The organism is Streptomyces sp. NPDC044061, assembly GCF_056434305.1.
Map to the genome: position 1 here is coordinate 93,079 of NZ_JBWKFL010000002.1, position 15,713 is coordinate 108,791.

The following is a 15,713-nucleotide window of genomic DNA, read 5'->3' on the forward strand; positions in this document are numbered from 1 at the left end:
GGGCCGCCCGCCCTGCCGCAGCACCTTCAGCCGCCCTTCCCCGGCGGTCTCGAATCGCAGCGCCGGCCGTTCGGGCCGGTTCCGTACGTCCAGGACCAGGTAACCCGGCCCCATCGACTCCCTGCGCGCGCGTCCCCGCCCTCCCATCACTTGACTCTCCCTTTACCATTTCTTGGCGCCCCTTTTGAGTTGATGAGATCAAGCCGTGTCTGTGAGATTTCCATGAGAGCTGAATCACGACCCGGGCGGGTAGCACTGAGGTAAGCCTCAGGTAAGTTAGGCCAGCCTCACCACACCAGATCCGCTTGGAGCCTGCATGCGTGCCGTCCGACTGACCGTCACCGCCGCCGCCACCGCGGCCGCTCTGACCGCCCTCACGGCCTGCACCGCGAAGAGCGATGCCAAGGACGGCGACGCCATCCAGGTCACCGCCGCCGACGCCAGGTGCGAGACCTCCGCCAAGTCGGTGCCGGCCGGTCAGGTCACGCTGAAGATAGAGAACAAGGGCTCCAAGGCCACCGAGGTCGAGATCGTGTTCCCGGACGACCGGATCGTCTCCGAGAAGGAGAACATCGGCCCGGGGACCAAGTACACGCTGACCGCCGAGGTGAAGGCCGGCTCGTACGAGATCGCGTGCCGCCCCGGCATGAAAGGCCACGGCGTCCGGCAGAAGCTCACCGTGACCGGTGGCGGTACCAGCGCCAAGCGGGACCCCAGGCTCGACAAGGCCGTCGCCGACTACCGGCAGTACGCGCAGGACCAGGCCGACCAGACGCTGCCGCTCGTCGAGACGTTCGTGAAGGCCGTCAAGGACGGCGACCTGGAGGCCGCCAAGAAGGCGTACGCCCCCTCGCGCCTCGGCTGGGAGCGCACCGAGCCGGTCGCGGAGTCCTTCGGTGACATCGACCCGAAGGTCGACGTCCGCGAGGACGGCCTGGAGGACGGCCAGAAGTGGACCGGCTGGCACCGCCTGGAGAAGGCACTGTGGGCGGACAAGAAGATCGGTGACGAGGAGAAGACCCTCGCCGACCAGCTGGTGACCGACCTGAAGGACTGGCAGCAGCGGGTCGGCAAGGCCGAGATCACCCCGTCCTCCATGGCCAACGGCGCCAAGGAGCTGCTCGACGAGGTCGCCACCGGAAAGGTCACCGGCGAGGAGGAGCGCTACTCGCACACCGACCTGGTCGACTTCAAGGGCAACGTCGAGGGCGCGCAGAAGGCGTACCAGTTGCTCCGGCCCGTCGCCTCGAAGAACGACCCGGCGCTGACCAAGGAGCTGGACAAGCAGTTCGCGGCGCTCGACACGCTGCTCGACAAGTACCGCTCCGACAAGGACTCGTACGACTTCGTCTCGTACGACAAGGTCACCAAGGACCAGAGCAAGGAGCTGTCGGACGCGGTCAACGCCCTCGCGGAGCCGCTGTCCAAGCTCGCCGCCGCGGTCGTGAAGTAGGGGGAACGGGCATGACCGAGACTCAGGGCAGCACCTCTCCCTCCCGCCGCGCGCTGATCGGCTGGGGCGGCGCCGGGCTCGCGCTCGGTGCCGTCGCGGCCGGCGGTGCCGTCGCGGCGAGCCGGGTGGGCGACGACGTGGACCCGGCCGCCGCCGAGGCGGGCGCCGCCGTGGAGTTCCACGGCGCCCACCAGGCCGGCATCGCCACGCCGGTGCAGGACCGGCTGCACTTCGCCGCGTTCGACGTGAAGACCGACGACCGCGCCGAGTTCGTGCGGATGCTCAAGGACTGGACGGCGGCCGCGCGCAGGATGACCACCGGGAAGGCGGTCGGCGAGGGCGCGTTCGGCGGACTGGCCGAGGCGCCGCCGGACGACACCGGTGAGGCCCTGGGGCTCAAGCCCTCGCGGCTGACGCTGACGATCGGCTTCGGACCGTCCTTCTTCGAACGGTTCGGACTGGCGGACAAGCGGCCCGATGCCCTGGTCGACCTGCCCAAGTTCCCGGGAGACAACCTCGACGGGGCGCGCACGGGCGGCGACCTGTGCATCCAGGCCTGTGCGGACGACCCGCAGGTCGCCGTGCACGCCATCCGCAACCTGGCCCGCATCGGCTTCGGCAAGGTCGCCATCCGCTGGTCCCAGCTCGGTTTCGGCAAGACCTCGTCCACCACCCCGGACGCCCAGACGCCCCGCAACCTGATGGGGTTCAAGGACGGCACCCGCAACATCGCGGGCACCGAGACGGACCGGCTGAAGAAGTTCGTGTGGGTCGGCGACGGCGACGGCGGCAAGGACGAGGCCTGGATGACCGGCGGGTCCTACCTCGTCGCCCGCCGCATCCGGATGAACATCGAGACCTGGGACCGGACCTCGCTGCAGGAGCAGGAGGACGTCTTCGGCCGGGACAAGGGCGAGGGCGCCCCGGTCGGCAAGGCCAAGGAGCACGACGCGCCGTTCCTGAAGGCGATGAAGCCGGACGCCCACGTGCGTCTCGCGCACCCCGACTCCAACAACGGGATCACCATCCTGCGCAGGGGCTACTCCTTCACCGACGGCACGGACGGTCTCGGCCGCCTCGACGCGGGCCTGTTCTTCCTCGCCTACCAGCGTGACGTGCGCAAGGGGTTCATCCCGCTGCAGCGGCAGCTGTCGGCGAAGGACGCGCTCAACGAGTACATCCAGCACGTGGGTTCGGCGGTCTTCGCGGTTCCGCCCGGCGTCCGGGACAAGGACGACTGGTGGGGCCGGACGCTGTTCTCCGAGGAGGCGTAGCCCATGTTCTCCAACTATCTGATCGGCCTGCGCGAGGGCCTGGAAGCCAGCCTCGTCGTCTGCATCCTGATCGCCTACCTGGTCAAGACCGGCCGCCGGGACGCCCTGAAGCCGATCTGGATCGGCATCGGCGTCGCCATCGTCATCGCGATGGCCTTCGGCTGCGCCCTCGAATTCGGCTCGCAGGAGCTGACGTTCGAGGCGAGCGAGGCGCTCGGCGGCTCGCTGTCCATCGTCGCCGTCGGTCTGGTGACCTGGATGGTGTTCTGGATGCGGCGCACCGCCCGGCACCTGAAGTCCGAGCTGCACGGCAAGCTGGACGCGGCCCTCGCCATGGGCACGGGCGCACTGGTCGCCACCGCGTTCCTGGCCGTCGGCCGGGAGGGCCTGGAGACCGCCCTGTTCGTGTGGGCCTCGGTGCACGCGGCCTCCGACGGCACCCCGCGCCCGCTGATCGGCGCTGCGCTCGGCATCGCCACGGCGGTCCTGCTCGGCTGGCTGTTCTACCGGGGCGCGCTGCGGATCAACCTGGCCAAGTTCTTCACCTGGACCGGCGGCATGCTGGTCGTGGTCGCGGCGGGCGTACTGGCGTACGGCTTCCACGACCTGCAGGAGGCCAACTGGATCCCGGGCATCGGCGACCAGGCCTTCGACATCAGCGACACGATCCCGCCCGACAGCTGGTACGGCACCCTGCTCAAGGGCGTCTTCAACTTCCAGCCCGACCCGACGGTCGTCCAGCTGACGGTGTGGGCCCTGTATCTCGTGCCGACCCTGGCCGTCTTCCTCGTCACCCCCGAGTTCGTCGCCCGGCTGAAGGGCGGACGGAGCGACGGGACGGCTCCCGCGGTCGAGGAGCGGGTCCCGGCGTCCGAGTGACGGCACCGAGTTGCGGGAACCGGCCACCCGCGCGTCTCCCCGTCCCGGTAGGGTTCGCCTCCGGAAAGGGGAGGGTGAAGGCACCTCATGAGCAGGGATCGCAGTCGTCGTGGGCTTCGCAGGCGGGACCGGAACGCACTCATAGCGGCCTCGCTGACCGCTTTGTCGGTGACGGCGAGCGGATGCGTGGTGGTGCACGGGGAGCGCGAGGTGCTCCCCGCCGCCACCCGTGCCGAGGCCGCCAAGGCCCTCACTCAGTTCACCGACGCGTACAACGAGGCCGACAAGGCCTACGACCGCTCCCTGGACGCGGACCACGTCACCGGCGCCCTCGCCGACATCGACGGGGCCCGGCTGAAGGCCGGGCACGCCAACAGCCCGTCCGGCAACGTCAACCACTCGCCGCTGGAGCTGACGGACGCGAAGTTCACTATCCCGAAGAAGGCCGGCTGGCCCCGCTGGTTCGTCGCGGACGCCAAGGGCAACAAGGGGACCGGCAACGCCCGCTGGCTGCTGGTGTTCACCCGCCACGACCTCGGCGAGCCGTGGAAGGTGGCGTATCTGACGCTGGTCGCGCCCGGTGACGTACCGCGGTTCAAGAAGGACGCGGACGGCTTCGCCGAGGCCGTGCCCGCCGACTCCACGCAACTGGCCGTTCCGCCCTCCGGCCTGAGCAAGGCCTACGCGCGCTATCTGAAGAGCGGCGGGAACACCTTCGCGGCCGGCCGGAACACCAGCGGCTGGCGCGCGGACCGCGCGAAGCAGGCGAACAAGCCGGGCCTGGTCCGGCAGTACATCGACGAGCCGCTGACCCACGGCGACTACGCGCCGCTCGCGCTGCGCACGGCGGACGGGGGCGCGCTGGTGTTCTTCACCACGCACCACTACGAGAAGCAGACCGCCGCCGCGGGCACCTCCGTGCCGGCCCCGAACAAGGACGTGCAGGCGCTGACCAAGGGCGAGATCAAGCAGTCGCTGACGCTGGAGATCATCTCCAACGAGGCCGCGCTCGACCCGGCGGGCAGCGGCCGGGTGTCTGTCCTCGGGCAGGTCCGGGGACTGACGGCCGCGCAGGGCGAGTAGGCCGGCAGGTCCGGGGCCGGGGGCTCAGTGCCGCAGCGGCCAGGCGGCGCCCGTCCGGTCGGCCTCCGTGCCGACGTGGCGGGCGCAGGCGTCCGTGAGCGCCTCCAGCAGGCTCAGCGGGTCGGTCAGCGGGTGCTCGGGGCCGCGGACCCAGTGCACCCGCTGGTCGTCGCCGGGCAGCCGGGCGGGCGGTACGAGGACGTAGGAGCCGCGGCAGTGCCAGCGCAGCCCCGGGTGCTCGTCCATGGTCTCGGGGTGGCAGTCCAGCTCGCAGGGCCACCACTCGTCCTCGTCCTCGGGGGTGCCCCGGGTGAGGGTGAAGAACAGCATGCGGCCGTCGTCGCTCTCGGCGACCGGGCCGACCTCGACACCGGTGCCGAGCAGCCGGTCCAGCGCCTCCCGGCCGGCCCGCAGGGGCACGTCCAGGACGTCGTGCACCATGCCGGTGGCGGTGATGAAGTTGGCCTCCGGCTGGTGCCGGGCCCAGCGCTCGATCTGCGCGCGGTCCGTCGTGGACTGGGTCTGCCACGCGAAGGACACCGGGTGCCGGGCCGGGGTGGGACAGCCGACGCGGTCGCAGGAACAGCGGTAGCCGGGAGCGGGGTGCGCGGCGGGCGCCAGGGGCAGTCCCGCTGCGGCGGTGGAGAGCAGCAGGGCCTCACGGCCGCCGTCGTCGGCGGCGGACTCCTTCGGGCGCCGTCCGAGCAGCCACTGGGAGAGTTTGCCCTGCCGGCCGCTCCGGCCGCCGAACGTCGCGCTCATCTAACCCCTTGATTTCGCTGGTCGCCTCGCTGTTGTGCGGACAGCATGCCTCATCGTCCCATCTTCTTCTGCTTCGGGGGGTCCCGGGGCGGATCCGGAGGAAGCGGGCGAGACGTGCCTCACACGCGGGATCACCGCGGGGCGATCCCGTGCAGCGCGTACTCGACCAGGATGTCCGTGTACTCGTACGAGATCGGTCCCGTGCGTTGCAGCCACCGCTGCGCGAGGGGCGAGACGAACAGTTCCAGCGCGATGCGCGGGTCGATGTCGGCCCGTACGCCCCCCGCGTCCCGTGCGGAGCGCAGCCGGTCGACGTACAGCTGGAGCTGGGGTTCGAGGAGCTGGGTGACGAACTCGCGGCCGAGCTGCTCGTTGACTACGCCCTCGGCGGCCAGCGCGCGGGCGGGCACCTCGAAGCGCGGGTCGAGGAGCTCGTCGACGGTGGCCCGCAGCACGGCCTTGAGGTCGGCGGCGAGGTCGCCCGTGTCCGGGATGGCGTACGGCTCCTGCCCCGCCGCCCGCGCGGTCTCCTCGCCGAGATCCAGGAACGCCTCCAGCAGCACGTCGGCCTTGGATCCCCACCACCGGTAGATGGTCTGCTTGCCGACGCCGGCCCGGGCGGCGATCCCCTCGACGGTGGTCTTCGGGTATCCGACCTCGCCGACGAGGGCGAGGGCGGCGGCGTAGATCGCCCGGCGGGACTTCTCGCTGCGGCGGGTGGCGTCGGGGGCGGGCTTCTTGACCATGGGGTGACGCTAACAAGCTCCCCGGCTAGGTGTTCCGATCACGAGCGTCGTCGACGGAGGCGGGCGGGACCTCCGGTGGCCACGGGTCGCCCCAGTCCGCGTCCCGGGCCGCCCGGTACAGGTCGCCGTGGCGCTTGGTGACGGTCGTGCGGCGCAGCCGTTCGTCCGCCTCGCACAGGTCGAGGAGCACCTGGCCCTTGCGGATCTGCGGGCGCCGCACCACCCGGGCCGGGGCCGGTTCGGCCGGCAGCCGGGTGGCGGCGACGTAGCTGAACTTCTCGTCCTCGTACGCCAGGGAGCCGCCCTTGACCTGGCGGTGGAGGGAGGAGCGGCTGACCCGGGCGGAGAAGTGGCACCAGTCGGTGCCGGGTGCGATGGGGCAGTCGGCGCTGTGCGGGCAGGGGGCGGCGACGCGGAACCCGGCGCGGACCAGCCGGTCGCGGGCCTCGATGATCCGGGCGTAGCCGGCGGGGGTGCCGGCCTCCACGACGACGACGGACCGCGCGGCGGTCGCGGCCGCGTCGACGAGGGCGGCGCGGTCGGCCTCGGCGAGTTCGTTGAGGACGTACGACACCGTGACGAGATCGACGCTGTCGAGGGTGAGTTCCGTGCCGATCCGGGCCCGCTCCCAGCGGGCGTCGCGCAGCGCCGGGTTGGCGGTGGCGAGCTCCCGGCCGAGGGCGAGCGCGGGCTCGGCCCAGTCCAGCACGGTGACGCTGCGCTCGCCGGGCCAGGTCGCCGTGACGGCCCAGGTGGCGGCGCCGGTGCCCCCGCCGACGTCGACATGGCTGCCGGGCGTCCAGTCGGGTACGGCCTCGGCGAACGCGTCCAGGGCCGAGCGGACCGCCTCGAAGGTGGCCGGCATGCGGTAGGCGGCGTAGGCGGCGACGTCGGCCCGGTCGCGGAGGATCGGGGCGTGGGTGGGGGTGTCGCCCCGGTAGTTGGCGATCAGCCGTTCCACGGCTCCGGCGGCTTGCCTGGGCGGAAGTCCGTCCAGGAGAGCGGCCAGGGAGGCGCGGAGGGCTTCGGCCGGGGATGCGGGGTCGTTCACCTGCCGATTGTATGGCTGGGCGGTGCCGGTGCCGGACCGCCGGGGGCTCCGCCGCTCAGATCACCGCCCGCGCCAGATGCGTGCCCAGTCTCGCCCTCGGCCCGCTGTCCGGTGCCCGGCGTCTCGGGTGCACGGTGTTCGCCAGCAGCACCAGGAACGTGTCCGTCGCCGGGTCGAGGACCAGCGAGGTCCCCGTGAATCCGGTGTGACCCGCCGCTCCCCGCCCGGCGAGCTCGCCCATGAACCACGGGCGGTCCACGGCGAAGCCCAGGCCCGGCGGGGTCAGCAGGAGTTCCACGAAGTCGGGGCCGAGGATCCGGGCGGGGCCGTACGCGCCGCCGGCCAGCAGGGTGCGGCCGAAGACCGCGAGGTCGCCCGCGGTGGAGAAGAGGCCGGCGTGGCCGGCCACCCCGCCGAGCGCCCAGGCGTTCTCGTCGTGGACCTCGCCCCGCAGCATCCCGCGGTCCGCCTTGGCCCAAGGACGCCGCTGGTCCTCGGTGGCCGCCGCGCCGGGGCAGGGCCCGAAGGCGGTCGCCGTCATCCCGAGCGGGCGGGTGATGCCTTCCTCGATCAGGATGTCGAGCGTACGGCCGGTGATCCGCTCCAGCACGAACTGGAGCAGGAGCATGTTCAGGTCCGAGTAGAGGTGGCTGCCGGGCTCGCCGGTGGGTGCCTCGGCGCGGAGCAGGGCGAGGCGTGCGGCGTCGTCCGGGCAGTCGTACAGCGGGAGTTCGGGGCGCAGTCCGGAGGTGTGGGTGAGCAGCTGCCGTACGGTGACGCCGTGTTCGGCGGCGCCGGTGAACTCGGGCAGGTAGGCGCCGACGCGGGCGTCCATGCCGAGGGTGCCGCGCTCGATCTGCTGCACGGCCGCGACGGACGTGAACAGCTTGGTCAGGGAGGCCAGGTCGAAGGGGGTGTCGACGGTGGCCGGGACCCGGGCGGCGGGCGGCAGTTCGACACCGGTGTCGGACCCGGGGTCGTAGGAGGCGTAGCGCACCGCCCAGCCCGCGGCCTCGGCGACGGCGATCACGGGGCCGCGTCCGGCCAGCACGACGGCACCGGCCGCCCAGGGGCGCGCTCCGGTGGTGAGGGCGTGTGCCTCGTCGGCCAGGCGCCCGAGTGCCACGGGGTCGAGCCCGGCTCGCTCGGGTGTGCCGACGCGCAGTCGCGGTGCGCTCAGTTCTGGTCTCCCTCCGGCCCCGTACGTGTGTTCCAGGGACGGCACATTCCCACGAAGCAGGCCGTCGCGACCAGTGCTCCCGCCAGTTGGACGATCGCCATGGGTACGGCGGTGTGCTCTCCGGCGACGCCGACGAGCGGGGAGGCGACCGCCCCGACGAGGAAGGAGGAGGCGCCGAGCAGGGCGGAGGCGGAGCCGGCGGCGTGCCGGGTGCGCAGCAGGGCGAGGGTCTGGGCGTTGGGCAGGGTGATGCCCATCGCGGACATCAGGACGAACAGGGCGACGGCGATCGGGACCAGGCCGACCTCGCCGAACGCGCCAGCGGACATCAGCAGCAGGGCGGCCGCGGCGAGCACGATCACGGCGAGTCCGGTGCCGAGCACCTTGTCGAGGCTGACCCGGCCCACGAGCACCTTGCCGTTGACCTGCCCGGCGATCACCAGGCCGACCGAGTTGAGGCCGAAGAGCAGGCTGAAGGTCTGCGGGGAGGCGCCGTAGATCTCCTGGACGACGAAGGGGGAGGCGGCTATGTAGGCGAACAGCGCGGCGAAGGCGAAGCCGCCGGCGAGCATGTAGCCGGTGAAGGGCAGGTCGGAGAGCAGGCCGCGCATGGCGCGCAGGGCCTCCCGCACTTCCCCGTCGTGCCTCCCCCGCTCTCGGCTCGGCTCGGGCGGGGTGGCCCCCGTGGCGGGCGGCAGGGTCTCGGGCAGCCGCAGCCAGACGACCGCGGCGAGCGCGGCGCCGACCAAGGTGAGGACGACGAACACGCCCCGCCAGTCCGTCACCCTGAGGATCTGTCCGCCGATCAGCGGGGCCACGATCGGCGCGACCCCGGAGATCAGCATCAGGGTGGAGAAGAAGCGGGCCATGGCCACGCCGTCGTACAGGTCGCGTACGACGGCCCGCGCGATGACGATGCCGGCGGCGCCCGCGAGACCCTGTGCCAGGCGGAAGGCGACCAGTGTCTCGACGTTCGGCGCGAGCGCGCACAGGGCGGTGGCGAGGAGGTAGACGGCGAGGCCGGCCAGCAGCGGGCGGCGGCGGCCCCAGCGGTCGCTCATCGGGCCCACGACCAGCTGCCCGAGCGCCATGCCGGCCAGACACGCGGTGAGGGTGAGCTGGACGGTGGCGGCCGGGGCGTGCAGGGAGCGGGTGACCTCCGGCAGCGACGGGAGGTACATGTCCATCGCGAGCGGTGGTGTGGCGGTGAGGCCGCCGAGGAGGAGGGTGACCAGCGGGCCGGTGCGGCGTCGGGAGGCGACCGAGGACTGTGCGGTGGTGGACTCGTGCTTCGTTTCCGGTGTCGGCACCGCCACGTGCTCGGGCATGTGTCCCTCCCTCTCGTACTGATCGGCACCTATGCTCTCAGCTCGTACACACTGCCGAGGTACACGTGAACGAGGGTGGGCGGGGATGGCGGAGCAGAGCGTGCGGTGGGGGATCCTGGCGACGGGCGGGATCGCGGCGGCGTTCGCGGCGGACCTGGTCGACCTGGCGGACGCGGAGATCGTGGCGGTGGCCTCGCGCAGCCGGGAGTCGGCGGAGGCGTTCGCCGAGCGGTTCGGGGTGACGCGGGCCTACGGCGACTGGGAGTCGCTGGCCGCGGACGCGGACATCGATGTCGTCTACGTGGCCACCCCGCACTCGGCGCACCGGGCGGCGGCCGGGCTGTGCCTGACGGCCGGGCGGAACGTGCTGTGCGAGAAGGCGTTCACGCTCAACCTCCGCGAGGCCGAGGAACTGGTGGCGCTGGCGCGGGAGCACGACCGCTTCCTGATGGAGGCGATGTGGATGTACTGCAACCCGCTGGTCCGGCGGCTGCGGGCGCTGGTGGCGGACGGGGCGATCGGCGAGGTGCGGACGGTGCAGGCCGACTTCGGGCTGGCGGGCCCCTTCCCGCCGGCGCACCGGCTGCGGGACCCCGCGCTGGGCGGCGGGGCGCTGCTCGACCTCGGGGTGTACCCGGTGTCGTTCGCGCAGTTGCTGCTGGGTGAGCCGGACGAGGTGGCCGCGCGGGCGGTGCTCTCCGAGGAGGGCGTCGACCTGCAGACGGGCGCCCTGCTGTCCTGGGAGAGCGGGGCCATGGCCTCGGTGCACTGCTCGATCGTCGGTGGTACGGCGGTGACCGCGTCGGTCACCGGTTCGCGCGGCCGGATCGACGTCCCGTCCGGTTTCTTCCACCCCGACCGCTTCGTGCTGCACCGCGACGGCCGTGACCCCGAGGAGTTCACCGCCGCCCCGGCCGACGGCCCGCGCACCAGCCTCCGGCACGAGGCGGTGGAGGTCATGCGGGCGCTGCGGGCGGGCGAGAAGGAGTCGCCGCTGGTGCCGCTGGAGGGCAGTCTCGCGGTGATGCGCACGCTGGACACGATCCGGGAGCGGATCGGGGTGCGTTACCCCGGGGACCAGGTGGCCACCGTGGTCGGCTAGCCGTATGGCGGACGCCTGATTCCGCATGGCGGACTTCCCGCCTACGCTGCGGAGGCATGACTGACAGGCAATCGAAGATCGCGGTGGTGACCGGCGCCGGCTCGGGCATCGGACGGGCCGTCGCCCTGGAGCTGCTGCGCGCCGGCTGGTCGGTGGCACTGGCCGGCCGGCGCGTCGAGACGCTGGAGGAGACGGCGGCACTGGTGCCCGAGGGGTCCTCCCTCGCCGTGCGCACCGACGTGTCCCGGCCCGAGGACGTCGAGGCGCTGTTCGCGGCGACCGTGGAGCTGTTCGGGCGTGTCGACCTGCTGTTCAACAACGCGGGCACGTTCGGCCCCGGCGGGGTGCCCGTCGAGGAGCTGCCCTACGACGCCTGGCGGCACGTGGTGGACACCAACCTCAACGGGGCGTTCCTGTGCGCGCAGGCGGCGTACCGGCGGATGAAGGAGCAGGACCCGCAGGGCGGCCGGATCATCAACAACGGCTCGATCTCCGCGCACACGCCCCGCCCGCACTCGGTCGCCTACACCGCGACCAAGCACGCGCTGACCGGCCTGACCAAGTCGCTGTCGCTGGACGGGCGGCCGTACCGCATCGCCGTCGGGCAGATCGACATCGGCAACGCGGCCACCGACATGACGGCCCGGATGCAAACCGGGGCACTGCAGGCCAACGGGGAGGTCGCCCCCGAGCCGGTGATGGACGTGGCCGATGTGGCACGCACCGTGCGGCACATGGCCGAGCTGCCGCTGGAGGCGAACGTGCAGTTCACGACGGTGCTGGCGACGGCGATGCCCTATGTCGGGCGGGGCTGAGGGCCGAACGCGTGGCCAGGCGAACCAAACTCCCCAACTTACACAAGCGGAATTTAAACATCCGCGCTATTGCGGCCGGTCGGCCACATATGCTCAACTTTCCTCCACGAGAGCTTCACACTTGGAGCACGTGGATTCCGCAGCCACACCGAGGGGGGAGACGGCAGCCGTTCCACCGGACCGGAGTTGGGGGTGGACCTCGCGTGGGACCGCGAGGTGCGCGCCGGTCGGTGGAACGGCTGCCGCTGTACGCCGAAGCCGGGCCGCTCAGCGCCGGTGCCGTCCCCCGGACTCGCTCTCCGGGTCCGCCTCGCCCGCGGCCGCCCGCGCCCGGACCTTGCGCCGCAGCGCCCACGCGCCCGCTCCGAGCAGTGCCGCCGTGCCGGCGGCGCCTTCCACCAAGCGCCATACCGAGGGGCTTTTGACCGCCGAGCCGGGAGCACCGGCCGCTGCCTGCGCCGCCTTGCTCACGGGCGTGGGACTCGCGCTCGCCCCGCCCTCGCTGAGCGGTTCGACGAGCGTGCCCACCGCCTGCGCCGAACGCCCGTGCCCGAAGCCCCAGTCGAGCAGTGCGGCGGTCTGCTCGTAGACGGCGTTGCTGCCCTCGGCCGGATGCATCACGGTGACCAGCAGGGTGCGACCGCCCCGGGTGGCCGCGCCGGTGAAGGTGTTGCCGGCATGGCTGGTGTAACCGTTCTTCACACCGATCAGGCCGTCGTACGTGTTCAGCCCCCAGGCTCCCGTCAGCAGCCGGTCGGTGTTCTGGATCTGGAAGGTCTTCTTGCCTCCCGCCGGGAAGTCGGCGGTCCTCGTGCCGCAGTAGCCGCGGAAGTCGTCGTCCTTCAGGCCGTGGCGGGCGAAGAGCGTGAGGTCGTACGCCGAGGAGAGCTGCCCCGCGTGGTCGAAGCCGTCGGGGCTGACCACATGGGTGTCCAGGGCCTGCAGGTCCGCGGCCTTGGCCTGCATCTCGGCGACCGTCCTTCCGACGCCGCCGTTCATGTGCGCGAGCACATGCACCGCGTCGTTGCCGGAGCGCAGGAACACGCCCTGCCACAGCTGCTCCACGGTGTAGGTGATGCCGGGCTTGATGCCGACGAGGCTGGAGCCGGCCGGGATGTCGGCGAGGTCCGTGTCGGTGACCCGGTGCCGCGCGGTCCGTTCGAACCTCTTCAGCACGGTGTCCGCGAACAGCATCTTCAGGGTGGACGCGGGAGCGAGGCGCCGATGCGCGTTGAAGGAGGCGAGCACCTCGCCGCTCTCGCAGTCGGCGACCAGCCACGAGCGGGCGGAGAGCTTCTTGGGCAGCCCCGTGGCACCGCGCACCTGGATGCCCGTACGGGACAGCCGCTCACCGCCGATGACGGTGGACTCGGCGGCGGTGGCCGGGGCGGCCGCGGACAGGGGAAGGGCGGCGGCCGTCAGTCCGAGGACGGCACGCCGACTGAGCCGGGAACAATCGCGCACCCCGGGACCGTACACCGCGCCCAACAGGGGTTTCCGCACACGGGTCCGACGGCGGCCAGGAATTTGCTGTCTGATGAAAATCCGATGAGTTACCGCGGCTTCTCAGCCCTTGCACATCTCTTACCCAGTGCGCCTCAAAGGTTCCTCCCTAGCTTGTGGCCGCGCCCACAGCGGGCGCCAAGAACCTTCGAGGAACGGGATGTTTGGCATCTATCTCAAGCGTGAGCTGAGCCGCCGCAAGAAGGCCGCTCTGGTCATCGCGATGGGTCTGGCGCTCGGAATCGCGCTGGTCATCACCGTCAGCTCGGTGTCGGCCGGTATGGCACAGGCGCAGGACAAGGTCCTGAAGTCGCTGTACGGCCTCGGCACCGACATGACGGTCACCAAGGCGCAGTCGGCGCCCAGGGCCGGCAGCTCGCAGGGCCCGAACTTCAGGTTCGACGCCAAGTCGAGCAGCAAGACCAGCCAGAGCTCGGACCGGGTGATGACGCAGGGCGGTCAGGCCCTGAAGTCCTCGCTGGTCGAGCAGGTCGCGGCGCAGAAGGGCGTGGCGAGCGCGGTGGGCGCGCTCTCCCTGAACGTCACCAAGGTCGACGGCTCCTTCACGCAGGGCAAGGCGAATTCGTCCGGTTCATCCGGCTCATCGGGTTCGTCTGGCTCGTCTGGTTCGTCCGGCTCCCAGCAGCAGGGCGGCCCGGGCGGCGGCAACGGGCAGCCGCAGGTGCAGGGCGGCGGTGCCGACTTCAACGTCAACAGCTACTCGGTGGCCGGTGTCGACGTCAGCGACCAGACCCTCGGCCCGCTGGCCACCATGAAGATCACCTCGGGTAGGACCATCACCTCCGCGCAGACGAACGCGAAGGTCGCGGTGGTCGCCAAGTCGTACGCCAAGGAGAAGAAGTACAAGGTCGGCTCGACCTTCAAGATCTCCGGCACCAAGTACACGGTGATCGGCATCGCCACCCCGGACAGCGGCGAGTCCACCACCGACGTCTATCTGCCCCTGAAGCAGGCCCAGTCGCTGGGTGACGCCAAGAACAAGGTCACCACGATCTACGTCAAGGCCACCGACTCCCAGCAGATCGCGGCGGTGAAGAAGACGATCCAGAGCAACATCTCCGGTACGACCGTCACCACCTCCTCCGACCTCGCCTCCACCGTCTCCGGCTCGCTGTCCACGGCCTCCGGCCTGGCCTCGAGTGTGGGCAAGTGGCTGTCCATCGCCGTCCTCGCCGCCGCCTTCCTGGTGGCCGCGCTGCTCACCTCCTCGGCCGTCTCCCGGCGGGTGCGGGAGTTCGGCACCCTGAAGGCGCTCGGCTGGCCGAGCCGCAAGGTGACCCGGCAGGTGGTCGGCGAGTCCATGGTCAACGGCCTGATCGGCGGTGGCCTCGGCATCGCCCTGGGCCTCGCCGCGGCCTACGCGGTCACCGCCATCAGCCCCAAGCTGACCGCGCAGCTCGGCAGCAGCGGCGGTGGCGGCACGGGCGGCGGCCCGGGCGGCGGGCCCGGCGGTGGCGGTCCCGGTCAGCAGGCCGCGAGCAAGCTGGAGATCGCGCTCACCGCGCCGGTCTCCCTCACCACCATCGCGCTCGCCGTCGGCCTCGCGGTCGCCGGCGGTCTGATCGCCGGCGCGATGGGCGGCTGGCGCGCCTCCCGGATGCGCCCGGCCGACGCCCTGCGCAGCGTCTCGTAACACCCGCCCCCGAGCCGGGGCGCCGCCTCCACTCCCCCCGGGACGCGGCGCCCCCACCCCCCTTCCTTCCTGACGTTCCTGACGGAGAACCCATGTACAGACTCACCGGCGTTGCCAAGCGGTACACGCGGGGCAAGGAGACGGTGGAGGCGCTGCGCGGCATCGACCTCACCATCGCCGACGGCGACCAACTCGTCATCCAGGGCCCGACGGGCGGCGGCAAGTCCACGCTGCTGCAGATGATCGGCGGTCTCGACCGCCCGTCCTCCGGCAGCGTCGAGCTGGACGGCGTCGACCTGGCCACGATCGGCGAGGCCCGGCTGACCCGGATGCGCGCCGAGAAGATCGGCATCATCTTCCAGGCGTTCAACCTCATCCCGACGCTCACCGCCCAGGAGAACGTGGAGACGGCGCTCGTCCCGCTCGGCGTCAAGCCCGCCGAGCGCCGCGAGCGCTCGGCGCAGGCGCTGCGTTCGGTCGGGCTCGGCGAGCGTCTCGGACATGTGCCGTCCGAGATGTCCGGCGGCCAGCAGCAGCGCGTCGCCATCGCCCGCGCGCTGGTGAAGAACCCGAAGGTGCTGCTCGCCGACGAGCCCACCGGCAACCTCGACGAGGGCACCCGCGACGACATCATGGCCCTGCTGGAGGGGCTGTGGCGGGAGCACGGGCTGACCTTCGTCATGGTCACCCACGACTCCTCCATCGCCCGCCGCGCCCCGCGCCTGGCCACCATCGAGGCGGGCCGGATCACGCTCACCGAGCAGGGCGGGGGCCGGCGGCAGGCACCCGGCCCGTACCCGCGGCAGGAGTACGCGCAGGCGCAGTACGCGCCGCAGCGGTACGGCGGTCACGCCTACTGAACCCGCCGTACGGTTCCGGGGCC

14 protein-coding genes are annotated in these 15,713 nt (G+C 71.9%); 8 read left to right on the top strand and 6 right to left on the bottom strand.

Annotated features, from left to right (window positions below):
• The first annotated feature begins 316 nt into the window (after window positions 1-316).
• The 4 genes from efeO to AC07CM_RS02890 all read left to right on the top strand — a co-directional run bounded on the left by efeO (window position 317) and on the right by AC07CM_RS02890 (window position 4,689).
• A complete protein-coding gene (efeO, locus tag AC07CM_RS02875; protein ID WP_478874537.1) occupies window positions 317-1,453 on the top strand; it encodes an iron uptake system protein EfeO in 1,137 nt (378 codons plus the stop codon).
• Between the two features lie 11 nt (window positions 1,454-1,464).
• Window positions 1,465-2,727, top strand: a complete 1,263-nt coding sequence (gene efeB, locus AC07CM_RS02880) for an iron uptake transporter deferrochelatase/peroxidase subunit (protein ID WP_478874538.1) — start codon at window positions 1,465-1,467, stop codon at window positions 2,725-2,727.
• 3 nt (window positions 2,728-2,730) lie between these two features.
• Window positions 2,731-3,606 (top strand): iron uptake transporter permease EfeU, encoded by an 876-nt coding sequence (gene efeU / locus AC07CM_RS02885; protein ID WP_478874539.1) that lies wholly within the window; start codon window positions 2,731-2,733, stop codon window positions 3,604-3,606.
• 87 nt (window positions 3,607-3,693) lie between these two features.
• Window positions 3,694-4,689, top strand: a complete 996-nt coding sequence (locus tag AC07CM_RS02890) for an SCO2278 family lipoprotein (protein ID WP_478874540.1) — start codon at window positions 3,694-3,696, stop codon at window positions 4,687-4,689.
• A gap of 24 nt (window positions 4,690-4,713) precedes the next feature.
• Here the strand turns inward: AC07CM_RS02890 and AC07CM_RS02895 are convergent, their stop codons facing one another.
• The 5 genes from AC07CM_RS02895 to AC07CM_RS02915 all read right to left on the bottom strand — a co-directional run bounded on the left by AC07CM_RS02895 (window position 4,714) and on the right by AC07CM_RS02915 (window position 9,756).
• The gene (locus AC07CM_RS02895) at window positions 4,714-5,451 is read right to left on the bottom strand and encodes a bifunctional DNA primase/polymerase (protein ID WP_478874541.1); all 738 of its coding nucleotides are present in this window, start codon (window positions 5,449-5,451) and stop codon (window positions 4,714-4,716) included.
• A gap of 131 nt (window positions 5,452-5,582) precedes the next feature.
• On the bottom strand, window positions 5,583-6,197 hold the full coding sequence (locus AC07CM_RS02900; protein ID WP_478874542.1) for a TetR/AcrR family transcriptional regulator: 615 nt from the start codon (window positions 6,195-6,197) through the stop codon (window positions 5,583-5,585).
• 25 nt (window positions 6,198-6,222) lie between these two features.
• On the bottom strand, window positions 6,223-7,248 hold the full coding sequence (locus AC07CM_RS02905; protein ID WP_478874543.1) for a small ribosomal subunit Rsm22 family protein: 1,026 nt from the start codon (window positions 7,246-7,248) through the stop codon (window positions 6,223-6,225).
• Between the two features lie 55 nt (window positions 7,249-7,303).
• Window positions 7,304-8,473 carry a serine hydrolase domain-containing protein gene (locus AC07CM_RS02910; RefSeq protein ID WP_478874544.1) on the bottom strand — a complete coding sequence of 390 codons (1,170 nt, stop codon included), beginning with the start codon at window positions 8,471-8,473 and terminating at the stop codon, window positions 7,304-7,306.
• The gene (locus tag AC07CM_RS02915) at window positions 8,425-9,756 is read right to left on the bottom strand and encodes a multidrug effflux MFS transporter (protein WP_478874545.1); all 1,332 of its coding nucleotides are present in this window, start codon (window positions 9,754-9,756) and stop codon (window positions 8,425-8,427) included. The genes AC07CM_RS02910 and AC07CM_RS02915 overlap by 49 nt, the downstream gene beginning before the upstream one ends.
• A gap of 85 nt (window positions 9,757-9,841) precedes the next feature.
• Here AC07CM_RS02915 and AC07CM_RS02920 point away from each other — a divergent pair, with 85 nt between their 5' ends.
• Window positions 9,842-10,858 carry a Gfo/Idh/MocA family protein gene (locus AC07CM_RS02920; protein WP_478874546.1) on the top strand — a complete coding sequence of 339 codons (1,017 nt, stop codon included), beginning with the start codon at window positions 9,842-9,844 and terminating at the stop codon, window positions 10,856-10,858.
• A gap of 56 nt (window positions 10,859-10,914) precedes the next feature.
• The gene (locus AC07CM_RS02925) at window positions 10,915-11,673 is read left to right on the top strand and encodes an SDR family oxidoreductase (RefSeq protein ID WP_478874547.1); all 759 of its coding nucleotides are present in this window, start codon (window positions 10,915-10,917) and stop codon (window positions 11,671-11,673) included.
• Between the two features lie 267 nt (window positions 11,674-11,940).
• On the opposite strand, the gene AC07CM_RS02930 is transcribed toward AC07CM_RS02925, so the two are convergent.
• A complete protein-coding gene (locus AC07CM_RS02930; protein WP_478874548.1) occupies window positions 11,941-13,137 on the bottom strand; it encodes a D-alanyl-D-alanine carboxypeptidase family protein in 1,197 nt (398 codons plus the stop codon).
• A 199-nt stretch (window positions 13,138-13,336) separates the two neighbouring features.
• Here AC07CM_RS02930 and AC07CM_RS02935 point away from each other — a divergent pair, with 199 nt between their 5' ends.
• Window positions 13,337-14,830 (top strand): ABC transporter permease, encoded by a 1,494-nt coding sequence (locus AC07CM_RS02935; RefSeq protein WP_478874549.1) that lies wholly within the window; start codon window positions 13,337-13,339, stop codon window positions 14,828-14,830.
• Window positions 14,831-14,922: 92 nt separating this feature from the next.
• Window positions 14,923-15,690, top strand: coding sequence for an ABC transporter ATP-binding protein (locus AC07CM_RS02940; RefSeq protein ID WP_478874550.1), 768 nt, complete (start codon window positions 14,923-14,925; stop codon window positions 15,688-15,690).
• Window positions 15,691-15,713 lie beyond the last annotated feature (23 nt).